Origin of the sequence: Streptomyces sp. HSG2 (genome assembly GCF_016598575.1) — a bacterium.
GTDB lineage: Bacteria > Actinomycetota > Actinomycetes > Streptomycetales > Streptomycetaceae > Streptomyces.
This window is the reverse complement of sequence record NZ_CP066801.1, coordinates 2,234,581-2,249,974: the sequence shown is the minus strand read 5'-3', so window position 1 is coordinate 2,249,974 and position 15,394 is coordinate 2,234,581. Positions and strand designations below refer to the sequence as shown.

Genomic DNA, 15,394 nt, shown 5'->3' with positions numbered 1-15,394 from the left:
GGGCGGACACGGCCCGGCCCCGGGCCCCGTCGAGCCCCCCGCCGACCCGCGGCGCCGGCTCGGCCCGTGCCGCTCGCGCGGCCGGCTTCCGTTCCGCACGGCCTGCCCCGGCTGGTGGCGCTCACGTACGGTTGACGCATGACGAGCATCGGTGGTGCCGCATCCTCCGGGATGGTCGACTGGAACCTCGCGGTGGCGACCGCGACCCGACTGGTCCGTCCCGGACCGGAGGTCACCCGCGACGAGGCGCGCGCCATCGTCGCCGAGCTTCGTCGGCACGCCGAGGTCTCCGAGGAGCACGTCCGCGACTTCACCCGGATGGCCTCCGACGCCTCCGGGGACACCCCCGTCCTGGTGGTCGACCGGCCCGGGTGGGTCCGGGCCAACGTCGCGGGCTTCCGCGAGTTGCTCAAGCCCCTGCTCGACAAGATGCGCGACCGGCGGGACGGCACCCCGGGAGGGGCCGTCCTCGGCGCGGTCGGAGGCAAGGTCACCGGTGTCGAGGTGGGATTGTTGCTGTCGTTCCTGTCCTCCCGGGTGCTCGGCCAGTACGAGACCTTCGCTCCCGCGACCCGCGAGCTGCCGGCCGGGGCGAACGGCGGAGGTCGACTGCTGCTGGTCGCTCCGAACATCGTCCACGTCGAGCGCGAACTGGACGTCGACCCACACGACTTCCGGCTCTGGGTGTGCCTCCACGAGGAGACCCATCGCACCCAGTTCACGGCCGTGCCCTGGCTCCGTGACCACGTGGAGAACGAGGTCCGCTCCTTTCTCTCCATGACCGACGTCGATCCGATGACCGTCCTGGAGCGGCTCCGGGAAGCGGCCCAGGCCCTCGCCGGCGGCCGGCCCGAGGGCGAGCGGGACGACGAGGCGAGTTCCCTGGTGGAACTGGTCCAGAGCCCGGCCCAGCGGGAGATCCTGGGCCGTCTCACCGCCGTGATGTCGCTGCTGGAGGGCCACGCGGACTTCGTCATGGACGGTGTCGGCCCCTCGGTGGTCCCCACCGTCGCCGAGATTCGCGAGAAGTTCCAGCGGCGTAGGGCCAAGGGCGCCTCCCGACTCGACATGGCCCTGCGCAGGCTGCTGGGGTTGGACGCCAAGCTCCGGCAGTACCGGGACGGCGAGCGGTTCGTGCGGGCGGTCGTCCAAGAGGTCGGCATGGACGGCTTCAACCGGGTGTGGACCTCGCCGAACACCCTTCCCACCAAGGCGGAGATCGCCCGGCCCGCGGACTGGGTGGCCAGGGTGCGCCGCCGTCCGGAGGAGTGATCCCGTGTCGGTCGGGGCGTCGTCACCGGCACCCGCTCGGGTGGACGATGCTCCAATCACCCGTCCGAGGGACCGTCCGCCCTCGGCCGGCGTGCGATGCTCGGGAGGCGGCCCGTCTCTGTCACCATCGACGCACGCTGAGTGACACCGATCGGGCTCATCCCCCGAAACTCCATGAAGGGCACCGGACATGGGTCCCCATCCTGCGGTCGCGGCGATACGTTCGGCGGTCCGCCGCGTCCTCCACGACATCCTGATCGAACACTCCGGCGGCCCGCCCGCTGCCGACCGCGCGCCCGGCCCCCCGCTGGTCCTGGTGGCCTGCTCGGGCGGCGCGGACTCCATGGCGCTCGCCTCGGCCCTGGCCTTCGAGGCCCCCCGGTCGGGGGTTCGCGCCGGGGGCGTCACCGTCGACCACGGGCTCCAGCCCGGCTCCGACCTCCGCGCCGCCGAGGTGATCCAGCGCCTGCGCGGCCTCGGCCTCGACCCCGTGGACTCCGCCGCCGTCACCGTCGGCCGGGGCGCCGGCCCCGAGGCGGCGGCCCGCGACGCCCGCTACGCCGCGCTCGACGCCGCCGCCGAACGCCACGGCGCCGCCGCCGTCCTCCTGGGGCACACCCGTGATGACCAGGCCGAGACGGTCCTGCTCGGGCTCGCCCGCGGCTCCGGCATCCGCTCCCTGTCCGGCATGGCCGACGTCTCGGGAGTCGACGGCCGCTACCGTCGCCCCTTCCTCCGCCTCGACCGGCAGACCGCCCGCAAGGCCTGCCTCGTCCAGTCGCTCCCGGTCTGGGACGACCCGCACAACACCGACCCCGCCTACACGCGCTCCCGCCTCCGCCACGAAGGGCTGCCGGCTCTGGAGAAGGCACTGGGCAAGGGCGTCGTCGAGGCCCTCGCCCGCACGGCGCGGCTCTCCCGCGACGACGCCGACGCGCTCGACGCCTGGGCCCGTCAGGCGGAGACCGGTGTGCGCGACGCCGCCGGCGGTCTGGACTGCGCCGGGCTCTACGCCTTGCCGCCCGCCGTCCGTCGCCGCGTCCTGCGCCGCGCGGCCGTCGCCGCCGGAGCGCCGGCGGGCTCGCTGTTCGCCCGTCACATCGAGGAAGTCGACCGGTTGATCACGGGCTGGCGCGGCCAGAAGGCCATCAACCTGCCCGGGCGGGTCGTCGCCCAGCGGCAGGGTGGCAGACTGGTGATTCGGCAAGGCTGAATCCGGCCCCCGGCGGACGCCGCGTACGCGGAGCCGCGTGAGCGAGTCGGGGCACGACCGAAAGTGATGCGGGTGGACGCGAAAGACATGGGTGACGACCTCCAGCGGGTGCTCATCACCAAAGAAGAGATCGACGCGAAGCTGGTGGAGCTGGCCGCGAAGATCGACGCGGAGTACGAGGGCCGGGACCTGCTCATCGTCGGCGTCCTCAAGGGCGCGGTGATGGTCATGGCGGACCTCGCCCGGGCGCTGTCCACCCCGCTCACGATGGATTGGATGGCCGTGTCCTCCTACGGCGCGGGGACGCAGTCCTCCGGCGTCGTGCGGATCCTGAAGGACCTGGACACCGACATCAAGGGCCGGCACGTCCTGATCGTCGAGGACATCATCGATTCCGGACTCACGCTGTCCTGGCTGCTGTCGAACCTCGGATCGCGCGAGCCGGCCTCTCTGCGTGTGTGCACCTTGCTGCGCAAGCCCGAGGCCGCGAAGGTCTCCATCGACGTCGAGTGGGTCGGCTTCGACATCCCCAACGAGTTCGTGGTGGGCTACGGGCTGGACTACGCGGAGAAGTACCGCAATCTGCCGTTCGTCGGTACGCTCGCGCCCCACGTCTACGGCGGCTGAAGCCGCCGAGGCGCCTTCCGGCGGCGCCGGGAACCCGAGGGGGACTCGCGCCGTTGGAGCAGGAGACGGAACGCCGGCCCCGCTGTGAAGCTGAGGGCGACCGGGCTGGGGTACCGTCGGGAGAACTGTCTTATCAAACTCACTATGGCAGGAGGGACGGGGCGGCACCGCTCCGTGTGGATGGACGTGAAGCGATACTTCCGTGGGCCGGTCATGTGGATCGTGCTGGCCGTCCTTGCCGTGGTCGTGTTGATGCAGGTCGTCGGTTCGTCCGAGGGCTACAAGACGGTTGACACGGGCCAGGTCGTCCAGGCGATCAACGAGGACAAGGCCGACTCCGTCAAACTGACCACCGGCGACGAGCAGACCGTTCAGGTCCAGCTCAAGGACGGTGAAGAGGTCGAGGGCAGCTCGAAGATCCAGGCGAGCTACATCGGAGACCAGGGCGCGGCCCTGGCCGACACATTGCAGGAGAAGTTCCAGAACAACCAGATCGCCGACGGCTACACGGTCTCGCCGTCCAAGCAGAACCCGTTCGTCGGGATCCTGCTCTCCCTGCTCCCCTTCGTCCTGATCGTGCTCGTCTTCCTGTTCCTGATGAATCAGATGCAGGGCGGCGGCTCCCGGGTGATGAACTTCGGCAAGTCGAAGGCCAAGATGATCACCAAGGACACGCCCAAGACGACGTTCTCCGACGTCGCGGGGTCGGAGGAGGCCGTGGAGGAGCTCCACGAGATCAAGGAGTTCCTCCAGGAGCCGGCCAAGTTCCAGGCCGTCGGGGCCAAGATCCCCAAGGGTGTCCTGCTCTACGGGCCGCCCGGCACCGGAAAGACCCTGCTCGCGCGCGCCGTCGCGGGTGAGGCCGGGGTTCCCTTCTACTCGATCTCCGGTTCGGACTTCGTGGAGATGTTCGTCGGTGTCGGCGCCTCCCGCGTCCGTGACCTGTTCGAGCAGGCCAAGGCCAACGCTCCGGCGATCGTGTTCGTCGACGAGATCGACGCCGTCGGCCGGCACCGTGGCGCGGGCCTCGGCGGCGGTCACGACGAGCGGGAGCAGACCCTCAACCAGCTGCTCGTCGAGATGGACGGCTTCGACGTCAAGGGCGGCGTGATCCTCATCGCGGCGACCAACCGGCCGGACATCCTCGACCCGGCGCTGCTGCGCCCCGGCCGCTTCGATCGCCAGATCGCCGTCGACCGCCCGGACATGCAGGGCCGCTTGGAGATCCTCAAGGTCCACCAGAAGGGCAAGCCCGTCGCCCCCGACGTGGACCTGACGGCCGTCGCCCGTCGCACGCCCGGCATGACCGGCGCCGACCTGGCCAACGTGCTCAACGAGGCCGCTCTGCTGACCGCCCGCAGCGATCAGAAGCTGATCGACAACCACATGCTGGACGAGGCGATCGACCGGGTGGTGGCGGGACCGCAGAAGCGCACCCGGATCATGTCGGACAAGGAGAAGAAGACCACCGCCTACCACGAGGGCGGTCACGCCCTGGTGGCGGCGGCCTCCCCCAACTCCGACCCGGTGCACAAGGTCACCATCCTGTCCCGGGGGCGCGCCCTGGGTTACACGATGGTGCTGCCCGACGAGGACAAGTACTCCACCAGTCGCAACGAGATGCTCGACCGGCTCGCCTACATGCTGGGTGGTCGAGCGGCCGAGGAACTGGTCTTCCACGACCCGACGACCGGCGCCGCCGACGACATCGAGAAGGCCACCGGCCTGGCCCGCGCGATGGTCACCCAGTACGGCATGACCGAGCGTCTCGGCGCGATCAAGTTCGGCGGGGACAACGGCGAGCCCTTCCTGGGGCGCGAGATGGCCCACCAGAGGGATTACTCGGAGGAGGTCGCCGCGCTGGTCGACGAGGAGGTCAAGAAGCTCGTCGAGGCCGCGCACAACGAGGCCTGGGAGATCCTGGTCGAGAACCGCGACGTCCTGGACAACCTCGTCCTCGCGCTCCTGGAGAAGGAGAGCCTGGGCAAGGAGGAGATCGCCGAGATCTTCGCGCCCATCGTCAAGCGTCCGCCCCGGCCGGCCTGGACCGGGTCCTCGCGGCGGACGCCGTCCACCCGGCCCCCCGTGCTCTCCCCGAAGGAGCTGGCACTGACCAACGGCGCCAACGGCACGGCGCCCGCCGTCAGCACCGTGAAGAACACCTCCGCGGAGGCCGTTCCCGCTCCGGAGCGGGAATCGGAGGAGACCCCGGAGGGCTGACCTCCCCGGCCGGCCGACGGCCCCGCAAGGCCCGCCGTGTCCCCCAGGTTCTAGCCTGGGGGACACGGCATTTCTCCGTCGTGCCGGCGCCGCCCGACGCGACAGCGACAGGAACGAGGCAGTACATGACCGACCCGGTGACGCCGACCGGCGAGGGCTCGATCGGCGAGTTCGACCAGCGGCGAGCGGAGGAGGCCGTCCGGGAGCTGCTGATCGCCGTCGGCGAGGACCCGGACCGCGAGGGGCTCCGCGAGACCCCCGCGCGCGTGGCGCGGGCCTACCGCGAGCTGGTGGCCGGGCTCCGGCAGGAGCCCGAGGACGTGCTGACGACCACCTTCGACCTGGGGCACGACGAGATGGTGCTGGTACGCGACATCGAGATCATGTCGCTGTGCGAGCACCACCTCCTGCCGTTCCACGGCGTGGCGCACGTGGGCTACATACCCGCCGACACCGGCAAGATCACGGGCTTGTCCAAGCTGGCCCGGTTGGTGGACGTGTTCGCCCGCCGGCCCCAGGTGCAGGAACGGCTCACCACACAGGTGGCGGATTCCCTGATGAAGATCCTGGAAGCCCGCGGCGCGATCGTCGTCGTGGAGGCCGAGCACATGTGCATGTCCGTCCGCGGCGTGCGCAAGCCGGGCGCCAAGACCACGACGTCGGCCGTCCGGGGCCAGTTGCGCGACGCGACCACGCGCGCGGAGGCGATGAGTCTGATCATGGCCCGCTGAGCCGAGTCCGCCGGTGGGCGGAATCGAGGGCGCGGACGCCCCGTGGGTGGTCTCGGGGCGCGCCGGCGGGGCCGGAGCGCGTGCCGGCCCCGGCCGGCTCCCGTCGACCGAGAGCCCCCGGGCGGACCCTCCCCGGCCCTTCGTGGACCGGCGGGGCTCACGCGGCGGTGGCCGCACCGGGGTGGTCGTCGTCCTCGTCCTCCGGGAGCCTGCACACGCGCTCCAGGAACATCGCCGCCGCTATCACGCCGATGCCGGCCAGGACCGAGGCCCCGGCGTAGATGGCCTGGTCGCGTCGGGCCGGGAACTCCAGCAACTCCAGGAGATACACCCCGACCCCGCCGTAGAGTCCGGCGACGAGGGCGGCGACCAGGGCGCTCGCCTGGCCGAACACCACCGCTCGGGCGGCCATCAGGGGGTCGACGCCGGCGGCGCCCGGTCGGCGTTCGCGTCGCGCCCGTAGACGGGCGCGGAGGGAGAGGGCGGTGGCCAGCAGCACCACCGCGATCAGGGCGAGCACCACGGGGGCGGCCAGGGGCACGCTCGGCAGCGTGCCGACCGCGTTCCACAGTCGGGCGCCCGACCAGGCCAGGAGGCCGGCCAGGACGAACACCCCGGCCAGCACCCTGATGCGCAGTTGTCTCACGTCGTTCCTTCGCATCCCGCCGCGGGCGTACCCGGCGGCGCGCGGTCGCTCGTCGTCCTAACGACTACTCGGGCAGTCGGAGTTCCAGGTCACGGCGGACCTCGACCCCCTCGCGCCCGGCGGCGGCCAGCAGGTCGGTCACGGTGCCGCGGCCGGGGAGCGCGGCCTCGGGGTCCAGGTCCCGCCAAGGGGCGAGCACGAAGGCGCGCTCGTGGGCCCGGGGATGCGGAAGGGTCAGCCGCGGGTCCTCGGAGACGACGTCGGCGTAGGCGACGATGTCGACGTCCAGGGTCCGCGCCCCCCACTGTTCGTCACGGACCCGGTGGAACGCCTCCTCGACGGCCTGGGCCCGCTCCAGCAGGGAGGAGGGCGGCAGCGTCGTCCGGAGCAGTACCACCGCGTTGAAGTACGTCGGCTGACTCCCCGGCTCGACGCCCCAGGGCTCCGTCTCGTAGACGGGGGAGACGCGCTTCACCCGCACGCCCGGGGTGTCCTCCAGGGCGTCGACTGCGCCCTGGAGCGTCTCCAGGCGGTTTCCCAGGTTGGAGCCGAGGGAGAGCACGGCGTTCCTGGGGTCGGACAGGGTGCTGTCGGCGGCGTCGACCCGCTCCACGACGGAGGTCGGCACCGGCTGGACGGTGGGGTCGCCGGGACTCTGGGCGAAGGCGCTCAATGTCGGCTCCGGGTGATGGTGACGGTCACGTCGTCGAAGGGGACGGTGATCGGGGCGTGGGGCTTGTGGACGCACACTTCGACCTCCTCCACCCCCTGGTGTCGGAGGCAGGTTCGCGCGATGCGCTCGGCGAGCGTCTCGACCAGGTCGACGGGCTCGCCCTCGACCGCGGCCACCACCTCCTCGGCCACGACGCCGTAGTGCGCGGTCCGGGTCAGGTCGTCGGTGGCGGCGGCGGGTCGGGTGTCCAGGCCCAGGACGACGTCCACGACGAACGTCTGCCCCTTCTCGCGTTCCTCCGGGAACACTCCGTGGTGTCCGTGGGCCCTCAGGCCGCGCAGCGCGACACGATCCACCTGTTTCACTCCTGACGTCGTCGCTCTCGGTGCGCGGCGCGGGCGACGCCACGCCGAGCCTCGATCGAATCTACCCGCGTGTCGCCCCGGCATCCGGACCCGGGGCCGGGAGGTCGCTCACCCTCCCGACGGCGGGCATCCGTGTTCCGGGGTGTCCCGGGGGCGTGGGCGCGACCCGGAGCCACACCTCGCCCGGACGTTCGACGACGTCAGGACGGATTCTCCTCGTCCGGCCCGTCCGTCCCCTCGGCCAGCACCGGCGAGCCGTGGTGGGACCACATCCGCCAGCCGGCGGGTGTGCGGCGGAACACGTTGGTGGCGACCACGAGCTGCCCGACCAGCGGACCCAGCTCGTCGCCTTCGCCGGGGGCCGGGCCGCCGCTCAGGATGTTCTCCGTGCAGGTCACCAGCGCGGTGTCGCCGGTGACGGAGACGTGCACGTCGGTGAGGAAGAACTGGATGTAGTCGGTGTTCGCCATGATCAACGCGTAGGACCTGAGGACCTCCGCGCGCCCGGTGAGGACCGGCCACCCGGGATGGACGCAGGACACCACCCCCGCGTCGGCCGGATCGTGGAAGGTCTCGTCGACGCCGAGGTCGGACGGGGTCAACCAGAGTGCGGAGACCGTGTCGAAGTCACCCTCCTCCACCGCCTGGTAGAAGGCGGCGTTGGCCGCCTCGACCTCCTCCACGTCCTCGTGCGGAACGTTCACCGGGCGCCCTCGACCGCGCGCGCCACCCGGACCGCGTCGGCGGTCGCCGCGACGGCGTGCACGCGAACCGCCCAGGCGCCGGCCGCCGCGGCCAGGGCGGAGATCGCCGCGGTCGCGGCGTCCCGCTCGCGCGCGGGCGGTGGGGCGCCGCCGGGTCCGGTCAGCACCCGGCCGAGGAAGCGCTTGCGGGAGGCGGCCACCAGCAGCGGTCGACCCAGGGAGAGCAGCCGGTCGAGCCGGGCCACCAGCGCCAGGTCGTGCTCGGCGTCCTTCGAGAAGCCCAGGCCGGGATCGACGATGATCCGGTCGGGGGCGACGCCGCCCTCCACCACGGCCGCCACGCGCTCGCGGAGTTCCTCCACGACCTCCGCGACGACGTCCTCGTACACGCCGCCGGCGTTGCCCGGCTCCAGCGGGCCCCGCCAGTGCATGACGACGAACGGTGTGCCGGCCTCCGCGACGACCGGCACCATACGAGGGTCGGCGAGCCCGCCGCTGACGTCGTTGACCAGGGCGGCGCCGGCGGCGAGGGCACGCCGGGCCACCTCGGCGCGCATGGTGTCGACCGAGACCGTCACGCCCTCCGCGACCAGTCCGCGCACCACGGGTATCACGCGCCGCAGTTCCTCGGCCTCGTCGACTCGGGTCGCGCCGGGGCGGGTCGACTCGCCGCCGACGTCGACCAGGTCCGCGCCGTGCTCGACGAGGTCGAGGCCGTGCTTGACGGCGGTCGTCGTGTCGAACCAGCGGCCACCGTCGGAGAAGGAGTCGGGCGTGACGTTGACGACCCCCATCACCGCGCAGCGGTCCAGCGCGCTGAGCCCCGCCACGTGGCGGCGGCCGGTCTGCTTGCTCATGTGTTCAGCGTAGGCCCCCGACGTCACCCCGTTCTCGCGCGGGTGTTCGGTATCGGGGTGGTGGCGCCGTCGCTCCGCCCCGTGGCGGCTCCGTCGGGACCGGGCCTGGTGGGTCCACACGGTCGGGCGGGAGGCCCATCAAGATCAACGATCTTGTGTGTTTCGGTCCGGTGTTCGGCCTCCTCGGTCGAATGGTTCCGGGATGCCGGCCTTTTCCCGGAGGGCGGGGCAGCCGCGAATCGCCCTCCCGCGATAGGTTTCTGGCCATGCCACGTGGACGTCATCGCCATTCCCCGCCCCTGCACCGGCTGCTTCCCCCAACGGCGATCGTGGGAGTGTCCGCCCTGTGCGCGCTCGGCCCCTGGTTGTTCCGCGAAGCGGTCGTCCTGCGGGCCCTGGCCGCCGCCGCGGCGGTCACCGCCGTCACCGGTGCCGTCGTGATGCGCCGTTGGGACCTTCAGGCGGGCAAGCGCGTCGCCGACCTCTCCCGGGCCCGCGCGCGGGACGAGTGGCGGCACGAGGAACGCGTGGCCGACCTCGAATCCGACCTGGAGGAGTCGCGCGCGCTGCGCGCCCGGCTGGAACAACGGCTGCGCTCCAAGCGCGCCGAGTTGGCGGGGCTGCGCAACGAACACGCCGCCCTGCTCCGCCGCTACGCCACGGCGGAGGCGGAGCGGGCGGGTGCCCTGGAGGGTCGACGCCTGCTGTCCGCGAGCGCCACGACCTCCGCCCCCGCGCTGCCGGCGGGGCGCCCCGGGGCGACGGGAGAGCGGCGTGCCGGGGACCGGAGTCCGAGCCAGACCCCGCCCGCCGTGTTCTCCCCGGCCGGCGCCGTGCTCTTCCGGCGGGCGAGCGGCGCGCTCGACCGGCTTGAGGGACCCGGCGCACCGGCCTCGGCGCACGACGGACCGTCCGGAGCCGCCCCCACCGGTGCCGCCGGCGCCAAGGGCGGCCATGCCGCCGACGAGGATCGGAAACCCGGTGGCGAGACCCGCGAGGTCGAGACCCGCGACGGCGACGGACGGGAACGCGACGCGGCAGGGCGGGAAGACCCGGGCCACGACGGTGACGACGGGGACGGAGGAGGGGGCGGCGGCGCGCCCCGGCGAGGGCCCGACGCGGCGACCCCCCCTCGGCCGGGCACGCCCAGTGCACGGCCCCTGGGCGACCCCCCGGCCGGGCCGGGCGGACGCGAAACCACCACGGCGGGGGACGGCACCCGCCGCCCGGCGCCCCCCGGCCCCGGCGCGCCGCCTCCGTCGAGGGCCGGGCGGGTGACCGCGCCCCGGGCGGTGACGGTGGTACCGGCCCCGGCTCCCCCCGAGCGGGAGAACGCGGCGCGCGGCTTCGACTTCTTCGGCTCCACCCCCGCCGCCGGTCCCGGCGGGACCCCTGCCACCGCACCCGGTTCGGGCACCGCCCCGGAAGCCGGCGAGCCCGGGGGCGAAGGCCCGAAGGACACGACGGCCGGCGGGCCGACGCCCTCCCCCGGCGCCCTCGCGGCGGGTCCGGCAGCGCGCGCGGGCGCCGACTCGGCCTCCGAGGCGGAGCCCTCGGAGGCGCCCCGGGCGGCGGCGCTCGCCGGGCACGGACCCGGCCGGGTGGTCGACCTGACCGCGCACGACGAGACCGAGGGCATCGACGTCGCCGGACTGCGTCACGAGGTGTCCTGACCGAGCCGCTCGCCGGCCCCCGGCCCGGGACCGTCCGCCCACCCGGACGGCTCCGGGCCGGGGGCCCGCCCGTGTCAGGCCGTCGACCAGCGGTCCGGCGGCGCGAGCCGGCGGCCGGTCCGGGAGCGTTCTGCCTGCTCCCACAGGAGCCTCCCCGCCTCGCCCCGGTCCCGGAGCCGGGCGGTGACGGTGGTGTTCGCCCCGGTGTCCACCCGCAGGTCGGCGACGCCCGCGGCCCGCTGCCACGGCGCCTGGGTCAGTCGGACGCTCTGCACCTTGGCGTGCGGCACCAGGGTCACCCTCCGGCGGAGCAGCCCGTCGCGGACGGCGAAGACCGAGTCGGTGACGGTCAGGCCGTAGCCCCTCCACCGCACCGGTGCGCACCAGGCGGCCCGGCGTGGTGGACCGGGCAGCGCCGAGCGCGCCGGCACGGTGACCCCGGGCAGGACGCGTTCGACGACGGCCTCCGCGACGCGCCGCGGCGCGACGGGGACGAGCAGGGAGTCCTCGGACCCCGCCACGTCCAGCTCCACCCGGACCCAGTCGGGCCGGCGCCAGAGCGCCGGTTGGACGAGCCGCACCGCCTGCACACGCCCCGGCGGGACCGTCTCGTGTGCGCGGTCGAGGAGCCCGCGGTCCACGCGCAGACCGTCGGGGGACTCCCCGACGGTCCAGCCGTACTCCCCGAGGAAGCGCCCCACGGTGCGGGCGCCGGCCGCGCCGGCCATCGGCAGCGCGGTGGCCAGGGCAGTCCACACGCTCCCCCCGATCCACCACACCAGGGCCGGCACGGCGACCGCCGCCGCCGGCATGACCCAGGTGCCGGCCGTCAACAGCATCGACCGGACCAGGACGCCCGGAGGCACGCGCAGCAGATCGACGGCCGGTGCCTCGCCGACCTCCCGGGCCGCCTCGGGGGTGAATCCGGCGGCCCGGGCCAGCAACTCGGCGCGCAACGCCCGGGCGTCGCCGACCGTGAGGTACGCCAGCTCGTCCTTGGCGTCGGCGCCGACCACGTCGAGTCGGAGCTTGGCGACGCCGGTCAGCCTGGCCGGCAGCGGGCGGCCGACGTCGATGGCCTGGAGGCGCTCCAGTCGGATGTGCGCGGTCCGCCGGAACAACACGCCGCTGCGGATGCGCAGCTCGGTGTCGGACACCGAGAAGCGAGTGACCCACCAGCTCAGCAGGGCGTAGCCGGCGACGAGCGGCACGATCACCGCCATCCCCGCCATCAGCGTGGCGGAGGTCAGCTCGGAGAACCACCGGTGGGCCTGGCCCGGATCGTGCGCGGCCCAGCCGGCCACCGCCGCGACCGGCGCCCACGCCCTCCGCAGAGGGGTCAGGGGGTGCAACCGCCGCTCGACCCCGGCCGTCCCTTCGGCCCCGGAGGTGCCGCCCTCCGGCGCGGTCTCCGGGATTTCGGGGTCGCTCGGCGCGGACCCCACCGACGCGGGCCCGGTCACAGCCCCGCCGCCCTGGCCTCGCCCATCTCGGTGAGCCGGTCGCGCAGCCGTGCGGCCTCCGCCGGGTGAAGGCCGGGCAGCGTCGCGTCGGTCGCGGCGGCGGCCGTGTGCAGCCGCACCCGGGCCAGACCGAACCGCCGCTCCAGCGGCCCCGACGTCACCTCGACCAGTTGCATCCTGCCGTAGGGCACGACCGTCTGGCGTCGCCACAACACCCCCCGTCGGATGAGGAGGTCGTCGGCGCGCTCGGCATACCGCCAGGACCGCCAGTTGCGTCCCAGCAGGACCCATGCCCAGGCCGCCGGCGCGGACAACGGCAGGGCGAGCAGTGCCCAGGCGGGACCGACCAGCAGGCCGGGGAGCAGACCGGCGGCGAGGGCACACGGGGCGAGCGTCGCCGACAGCATCAGGCGTCGCATCCGCAACAGTCCGGGCGGCAGCGGTGTCCACGACGTCGGGTCCGTCGGGGCTTCCGGGCGTTCGGGGTCACCGGTCTTCATCGGCTCAGGGTAGGAGAGACTGTGCACCGGACGCTCCCCGCCCCCGCCTACCGGGAACGGGCCCGGCGGTCGCCCCGCCGGGTGTCCCACGCCGTCGACGACCGCCCCCGGAGGACTCCCGTTGAGGTCCCACACCGTCTCCAGAGGAAACCGCCGGGGACCCGGCGACCGGCACGGCGCCTCCGGGGGAGGCGCCCCGCGGGGGACCGACTCCGGTCCGGTCCCCTCGCCCGCTGGCCGTGGAGGGCGCCCCCTCCCCGGAGGGCCCCGATGAGCGCGGGCACCGAGACGACGGTCGGTGTGGGCGGCGCCGTCGAGGGGACCGACATGGTCCTCAACATCGGACCGCAGCATCCTTCGACCCACGGGGTGTTGCGGCTGCGCCTGGTGTTGGACGGAGAGCGCGTCACCCGGGCGGAGCCGGTGATCGGCTACATGCACCGCGGCGCGGAGAAGCTGTTCGAGGTACGTGACTACCGGCAGATCATCGTCCTGGCCAACCGTCACGACTGGCTCTCGGCGTTCTCCAACGAACTCGGCGTGGTGCTCGCCGTGGAGCGGATGCTGGGCATGGAGGTCCCGGTGCGCGCGGTCTGGCTGCGCACCCTGCTGGCCGAGCTGAACCGTGCCCTGAACCACCTGATGTTCCTCGGGTCCTACCCCTTGGAACTGGGCGGGATCACCCCCGTCTTTCACGCCTTCCGCGAGCGGGAGACGCTTCAGGACGTGCTGGAGGAGGTCTCCGGCGGACGCATGCACTACATGTTCAACCGGGTCGGCGGCCTCAAGGAGGACCTTCCGGCGGGCTGGACGGGTCGCGCGCGGGCGGCCCTCGCGGCCGTCCGCTCCCGCCTGGCCGTCTTCGACGACCTGGTGCTGGGCAACGAGATCTTCCGCGCGCGCACCCGGGGTGTGGGTGTGCTGACACCGGAGGCGGTCCACGCCTACGGCGTGAGCGGGCCGGCCGCGCGGGCCTCCGGCGTCGACTTCGACCTGCGTCGAGACGAGCCCTACCTCGCGTACGGGGAGTTGCGGGACACCCTGCGGGTCGTCACCCGCGAGGAGGGCGACTGCCTCGCCCGCTTCGAGTGCCTGCTGGAGCAGACGCACAACTCCCTGGAGCTGGCCGTCGCCTGCCTGGACCGGCTGGCCGAGTTGCCGCCCGGTCCGGTCGACCAACGGCTGCCGAAGGTCCTCAAGGCGCCCGAGGGGCACACCTACGCCTGGACGGAGAACCCGCTCGGCATCAACGGCTACTACCTCGTCAGCAAGGGGGAGAAGACCCCGTACCGGCTGAAGCTGCGCTCGGCGTCCTACAACAACGTGCAGGTCCTCTCGGAACTGCTGCCCGGCACGCTGGTGTCGGACATGGTCGCCGTCCTCGGGTCACTCTTCTTCGTGGTCGGCGACATCGACAAATAGCCCGCGGGTCTCCACCTCGCCGACGTCCTGTGCCAGCCAGCGGAAGTCGCCGAGGCCCCCCGGCGCGGTCAGCTCGGCGGCCTCGACGGCGTCCGCGAGGGCCCGTACGTAGGCGTGCGGTCGCGTCGAGGCGAGCGCGAGGGGCGGCCGGGCGCCCGACACGCCCAACGCGCGCAGCGCGTCCCGCTGCCGGTACAGGCGTGTGGCGGGTCCGGCGCCCGCTCCGGCCCGGGCGCAGGAGTCGATCGCGACATGCGCGGTGAGGTCGCGGGAGCCGTCCGGGACCGGGGCGACCTCCCCGCCGTCGCGGTAGGCGGTCAACGTGCCGAACGGCGGGCGGGACGCCCGGGTGTGCGCGTAGTCCACCGCCACCGCCAGCCCTCGCGCCAGGGAGCCCACCGCTCCCGCCCACGCCGCGTCCCTCGGCGCGCCGATCTCCGCACGCAGCCCCGGCACCGCCGGCAGCGGCCACCAACGTCCCAGCCACGCGGCGTCCTCGCCGGTGATCCGCTCCCCGAGACGCTCGTTCCCGAGGGCGTCGACGAGGACGTGTCGGGCGATGCCGCCGGCGTCGACCTCCGCGACGTCCACGGGTACGTTGTCCAGCCACTCGTTGGCGAAGAGCAGCCCGACCGCGCCCGGTGGCGGTTCGCTCCGCCACGTGACCCGGGCGTCGAGGTCCTCGGGCCGGTCGGCGATCTCGACGGCGTGGGCCCGCACCCGGTCGGCGACGCCGGCGGGGAGGGCGCCGAGGACACCGGTGACCAATTCGCCCCGGCCCGCCGCGAGATCGACGAAGTCCAGGCGCTCCGGGTGATCCAGGGCCGAGTCGACCCGGCGCAGCAGCCGCGCCACGGCCCGGGCGAAGAGCGGCGAGGCGTGCACCGAGGTGCGGAAGTGCGCGGCCGGGCGCCCCCCGGGGCCGCGGTAGAAGCCCTCCGGCCCGTACAGCGCGTCCCGCGTGGCGGCCCTCCAGCCCCGCCACCGACCCGTCGCGCCCACGCTCACCGGGCTCAGGGTAGCGCCCC

Annotated in this window: 15 protein-coding genes; 7 read left to right on the top strand and 8 right to left on the bottom strand. The window is 73.7% G+C overall.

Features of this window, described 5'->3' with window-relative positions:
- Positions 1-138 precede the first annotated feature (138 nt).
- The 5 genes from JEK78_RS09290 (at position 139) to folE (ending at position 6,063) form a co-directional block, all read left to right on the top strand.
- Positions 139-1,272: a zinc-dependent metalloprotease gene (locus tag JEK78_RS09290; RefSeq protein ID WP_200263625.1), complete on the top strand. Its 1,134-nt coding sequence runs from the start codon at positions 139-141 to the stop codon at positions 1,270-1,272.
- A gap of 190 nt (positions 1,273-1,462) precedes the next feature.
- Entirely contained in the window at positions 1,463-2,485 is a 1,023-nt protein-coding gene (gene tilS, locus JEK78_RS09285) for a tRNA lysidine(34) synthetase TilS (RefSeq protein ID WP_200263624.1), read from the top strand.
- A gap of 66 nt (positions 2,486-2,551) precedes the next feature.
- Positions 2,552-3,112 carry a hypoxanthine phosphoribosyltransferase gene (hpt, locus tag JEK78_RS09280; protein WP_200263623.1) on the top strand — a complete coding sequence of 187 codons (561 nt, stop codon included), beginning with the start codon at positions 2,552-2,554 and terminating at the stop codon, positions 3,110-3,112.
- Between the two features lie 180 nt (positions 3,113-3,292).
- Complete coding sequence (gene ftsH, locus JEK78_RS09275) at positions 3,293-5,332, top strand: ATP-dependent zinc metalloprotease FtsH (protein WP_200264066.1); 2,040 nt, start codon at positions 3,293-3,295, stop codon at positions 5,330-5,332.
- Positions 5,333-5,457: 125 nt separating this feature from the next.
- Entirely contained in the window at positions 5,458-6,063 is a 606-nt protein-coding gene (gene folE / locus JEK78_RS09270; RefSeq protein ID WP_200263622.1) for a GTP cyclohydrolase I FolE, read from the top strand.
- 157 nt (positions 6,064-6,220) lie between these two features.
- Here the strand turns inward: folE and JEK78_RS09265 are convergent, their stop codons facing one another.
- The 5 genes from JEK78_RS09265 to folP form a co-directional block, all read right to left on the bottom strand.
- The gene (locus JEK78_RS09265; RefSeq protein WP_200263621.1) at positions 6,221-6,709 is read right to left on the bottom strand and encodes a DUF3180 domain-containing protein; all 489 of its coding nucleotides are present in this window, start codon (positions 6,707-6,709) and stop codon (positions 6,221-6,223) included.
- A 64-nt stretch (positions 6,710-6,773) separates the two neighbouring features.
- Complete coding sequence (gene folK, locus JEK78_RS09260; protein WP_200263620.1) at positions 6,774-7,382, bottom strand: 2-amino-4-hydroxy-6-hydroxymethyldihydropteridine diphosphokinase; 609 nt, start codon at positions 7,380-7,382, stop codon at positions 6,774-6,776.
- The gene (folB, locus tag JEK78_RS09255) at positions 7,379-7,738 is read right to left on the bottom strand and encodes a dihydroneopterin aldolase (protein ID WP_242483317.1); all 360 of its coding nucleotides are present in this window, start codon (positions 7,736-7,738) and stop codon (positions 7,379-7,381) included. Before folB ends, folK begins: the two co-directional genes overlap by 4 nt.
- Positions 7,739-7,947: 209 nt before the next feature.
- Positions 7,948-8,451 carry a nuclear transport factor 2 family protein gene (locus JEK78_RS09250; protein WP_200263618.1) on the bottom strand — a complete coding sequence of 168 codons (504 nt, stop codon included), beginning with the start codon at positions 8,449-8,451 and terminating at the stop codon, positions 7,948-7,950.
- A complete protein-coding gene (gene folP / locus JEK78_RS09245; RefSeq protein WP_200263617.1) occupies positions 8,448-9,308 on the bottom strand; it encodes a dihydropteroate synthase in 861 nt (286 codons plus the stop codon). Before folP ends, JEK78_RS09250 begins: the two co-directional genes overlap by 4 nt.
- 266 nt (positions 9,309-9,574) lie before the next feature.
- Here folP and JEK78_RS09240 point away from each other — a divergent pair, with 266 nt between their 5' ends.
- Positions 9,575-10,981 carry a hypothetical protein gene (locus JEK78_RS09240; protein WP_200263616.1) on the top strand — a complete coding sequence of 469 codons (1,407 nt, stop codon included), beginning with the start codon at positions 9,575-9,577 and terminating at the stop codon, positions 10,979-10,981.
- A gap of 74 nt (positions 10,982-11,055) precedes the next feature.
- Here JEK78_RS09240 and JEK78_RS09235 read toward each other — a convergent pair whose 3' ends face one another.
- Positions 11,056-12,399 carry a PH domain-containing protein gene (locus JEK78_RS09235; protein WP_242483384.1) on the bottom strand — a complete coding sequence of 448 codons (1,344 nt, stop codon included), beginning with the start codon at positions 12,397-12,399 and terminating at the stop codon, positions 11,056-11,058.
- A 41-nt stretch (positions 12,400-12,440) separates the two neighbouring features.
- Entirely contained in the window at positions 12,441-12,944 is a 504-nt protein-coding gene (locus tag JEK78_RS09230; protein ID WP_200263614.1) for a PH domain-containing protein, read from the bottom strand.
- Between the two features lie 270 nt (positions 12,945-13,214).
- Between JEK78_RS09230 and JEK78_RS09225 the strand changes: the two genes are divergently transcribed.
- Positions 13,215-14,366 carry an NADH-quinone oxidoreductase subunit D gene (locus tag JEK78_RS09225; protein WP_200263613.1) on the top strand — a complete coding sequence of 384 codons (1,152 nt, stop codon included), beginning with the start codon at positions 13,215-13,217 and terminating at the stop codon, positions 14,364-14,366.
- Here the strand turns inward: JEK78_RS09225 and JEK78_RS09220 are convergent.
- On the bottom strand, positions 14,331-15,374 hold the full coding sequence (locus tag JEK78_RS09220; RefSeq protein ID WP_200263612.1) for an SAM-dependent methyltransferase: 1,044 nt from the start codon (positions 15,372-15,374) through the stop codon (positions 14,331-14,333). The two genes, JEK78_RS09225 and JEK78_RS09220, sit on opposite strands and share 36 nt — an antisense overlap.
- Positions 15,375-15,394 lie beyond the last annotated feature (20 nt).

Excerpts from the sequence above, each read along its gene's own strand:
- JEK78_RS09290 (WP_200263625.1), top strand. The coding sequence starts at position 139 with ATGACGAGCATCGGTGGTGCCGCATCCTCCGGGATGGTCGACTGGAAC.
- folP (WP_200263617.1), bottom strand. The coding sequence starts at position 9,308 with ATGAGCAAGCAGACCGGCCGCCGCCACGTGGCGGGGCTCAGCGCGCTG.
- tilS (WP_200263624.1), top strand. The coding sequence starts at position 1,463 with ATGGGTCCCCATCCTGCGGTCGCGGCGATACGTTCGGCGGTCCGCCGC.
- hpt (WP_200263623.1), top strand. The coding sequence starts at position 2,552 with ATGCGGGTGGACGCGAAAGACATGGGTGACGACCTCCAGCGGGTGCTC.
- JEK78_RS09240 (WP_200263616.1), top strand. The coding sequence starts at position 9,575 with ATGCCACGTGGACGTCATCGCCATTCCCCGCCCCTGCACCGGCTGCTT.
- folE (WP_200263622.1), top strand. The coding sequence starts at position 5,458 with ATGACCGACCCGGTGACGCCGACCGGCGAGGGCTCGATCGGCGAGTTC.
- ftsH (WP_200264066.1), top strand. The coding sequence starts at position 3,293 with ATGGACGTGAAGCGATACTTCCGTGGGCCGGTCATGTGGATCGTGCTG.
- JEK78_RS09230 (WP_200263614.1), bottom strand. The coding sequence starts at position 12,944 with ATGAAGACCGGTGACCCCGAACGCCCGGAAGCCCCGACGGACCCGACG.
- JEK78_RS09225 (WP_200263613.1), top strand. The coding sequence starts at position 13,215 with ATGAGCGCGGGCACCGAGACGACGGTCGGTGTGGGCGGCGCCGTCGAG.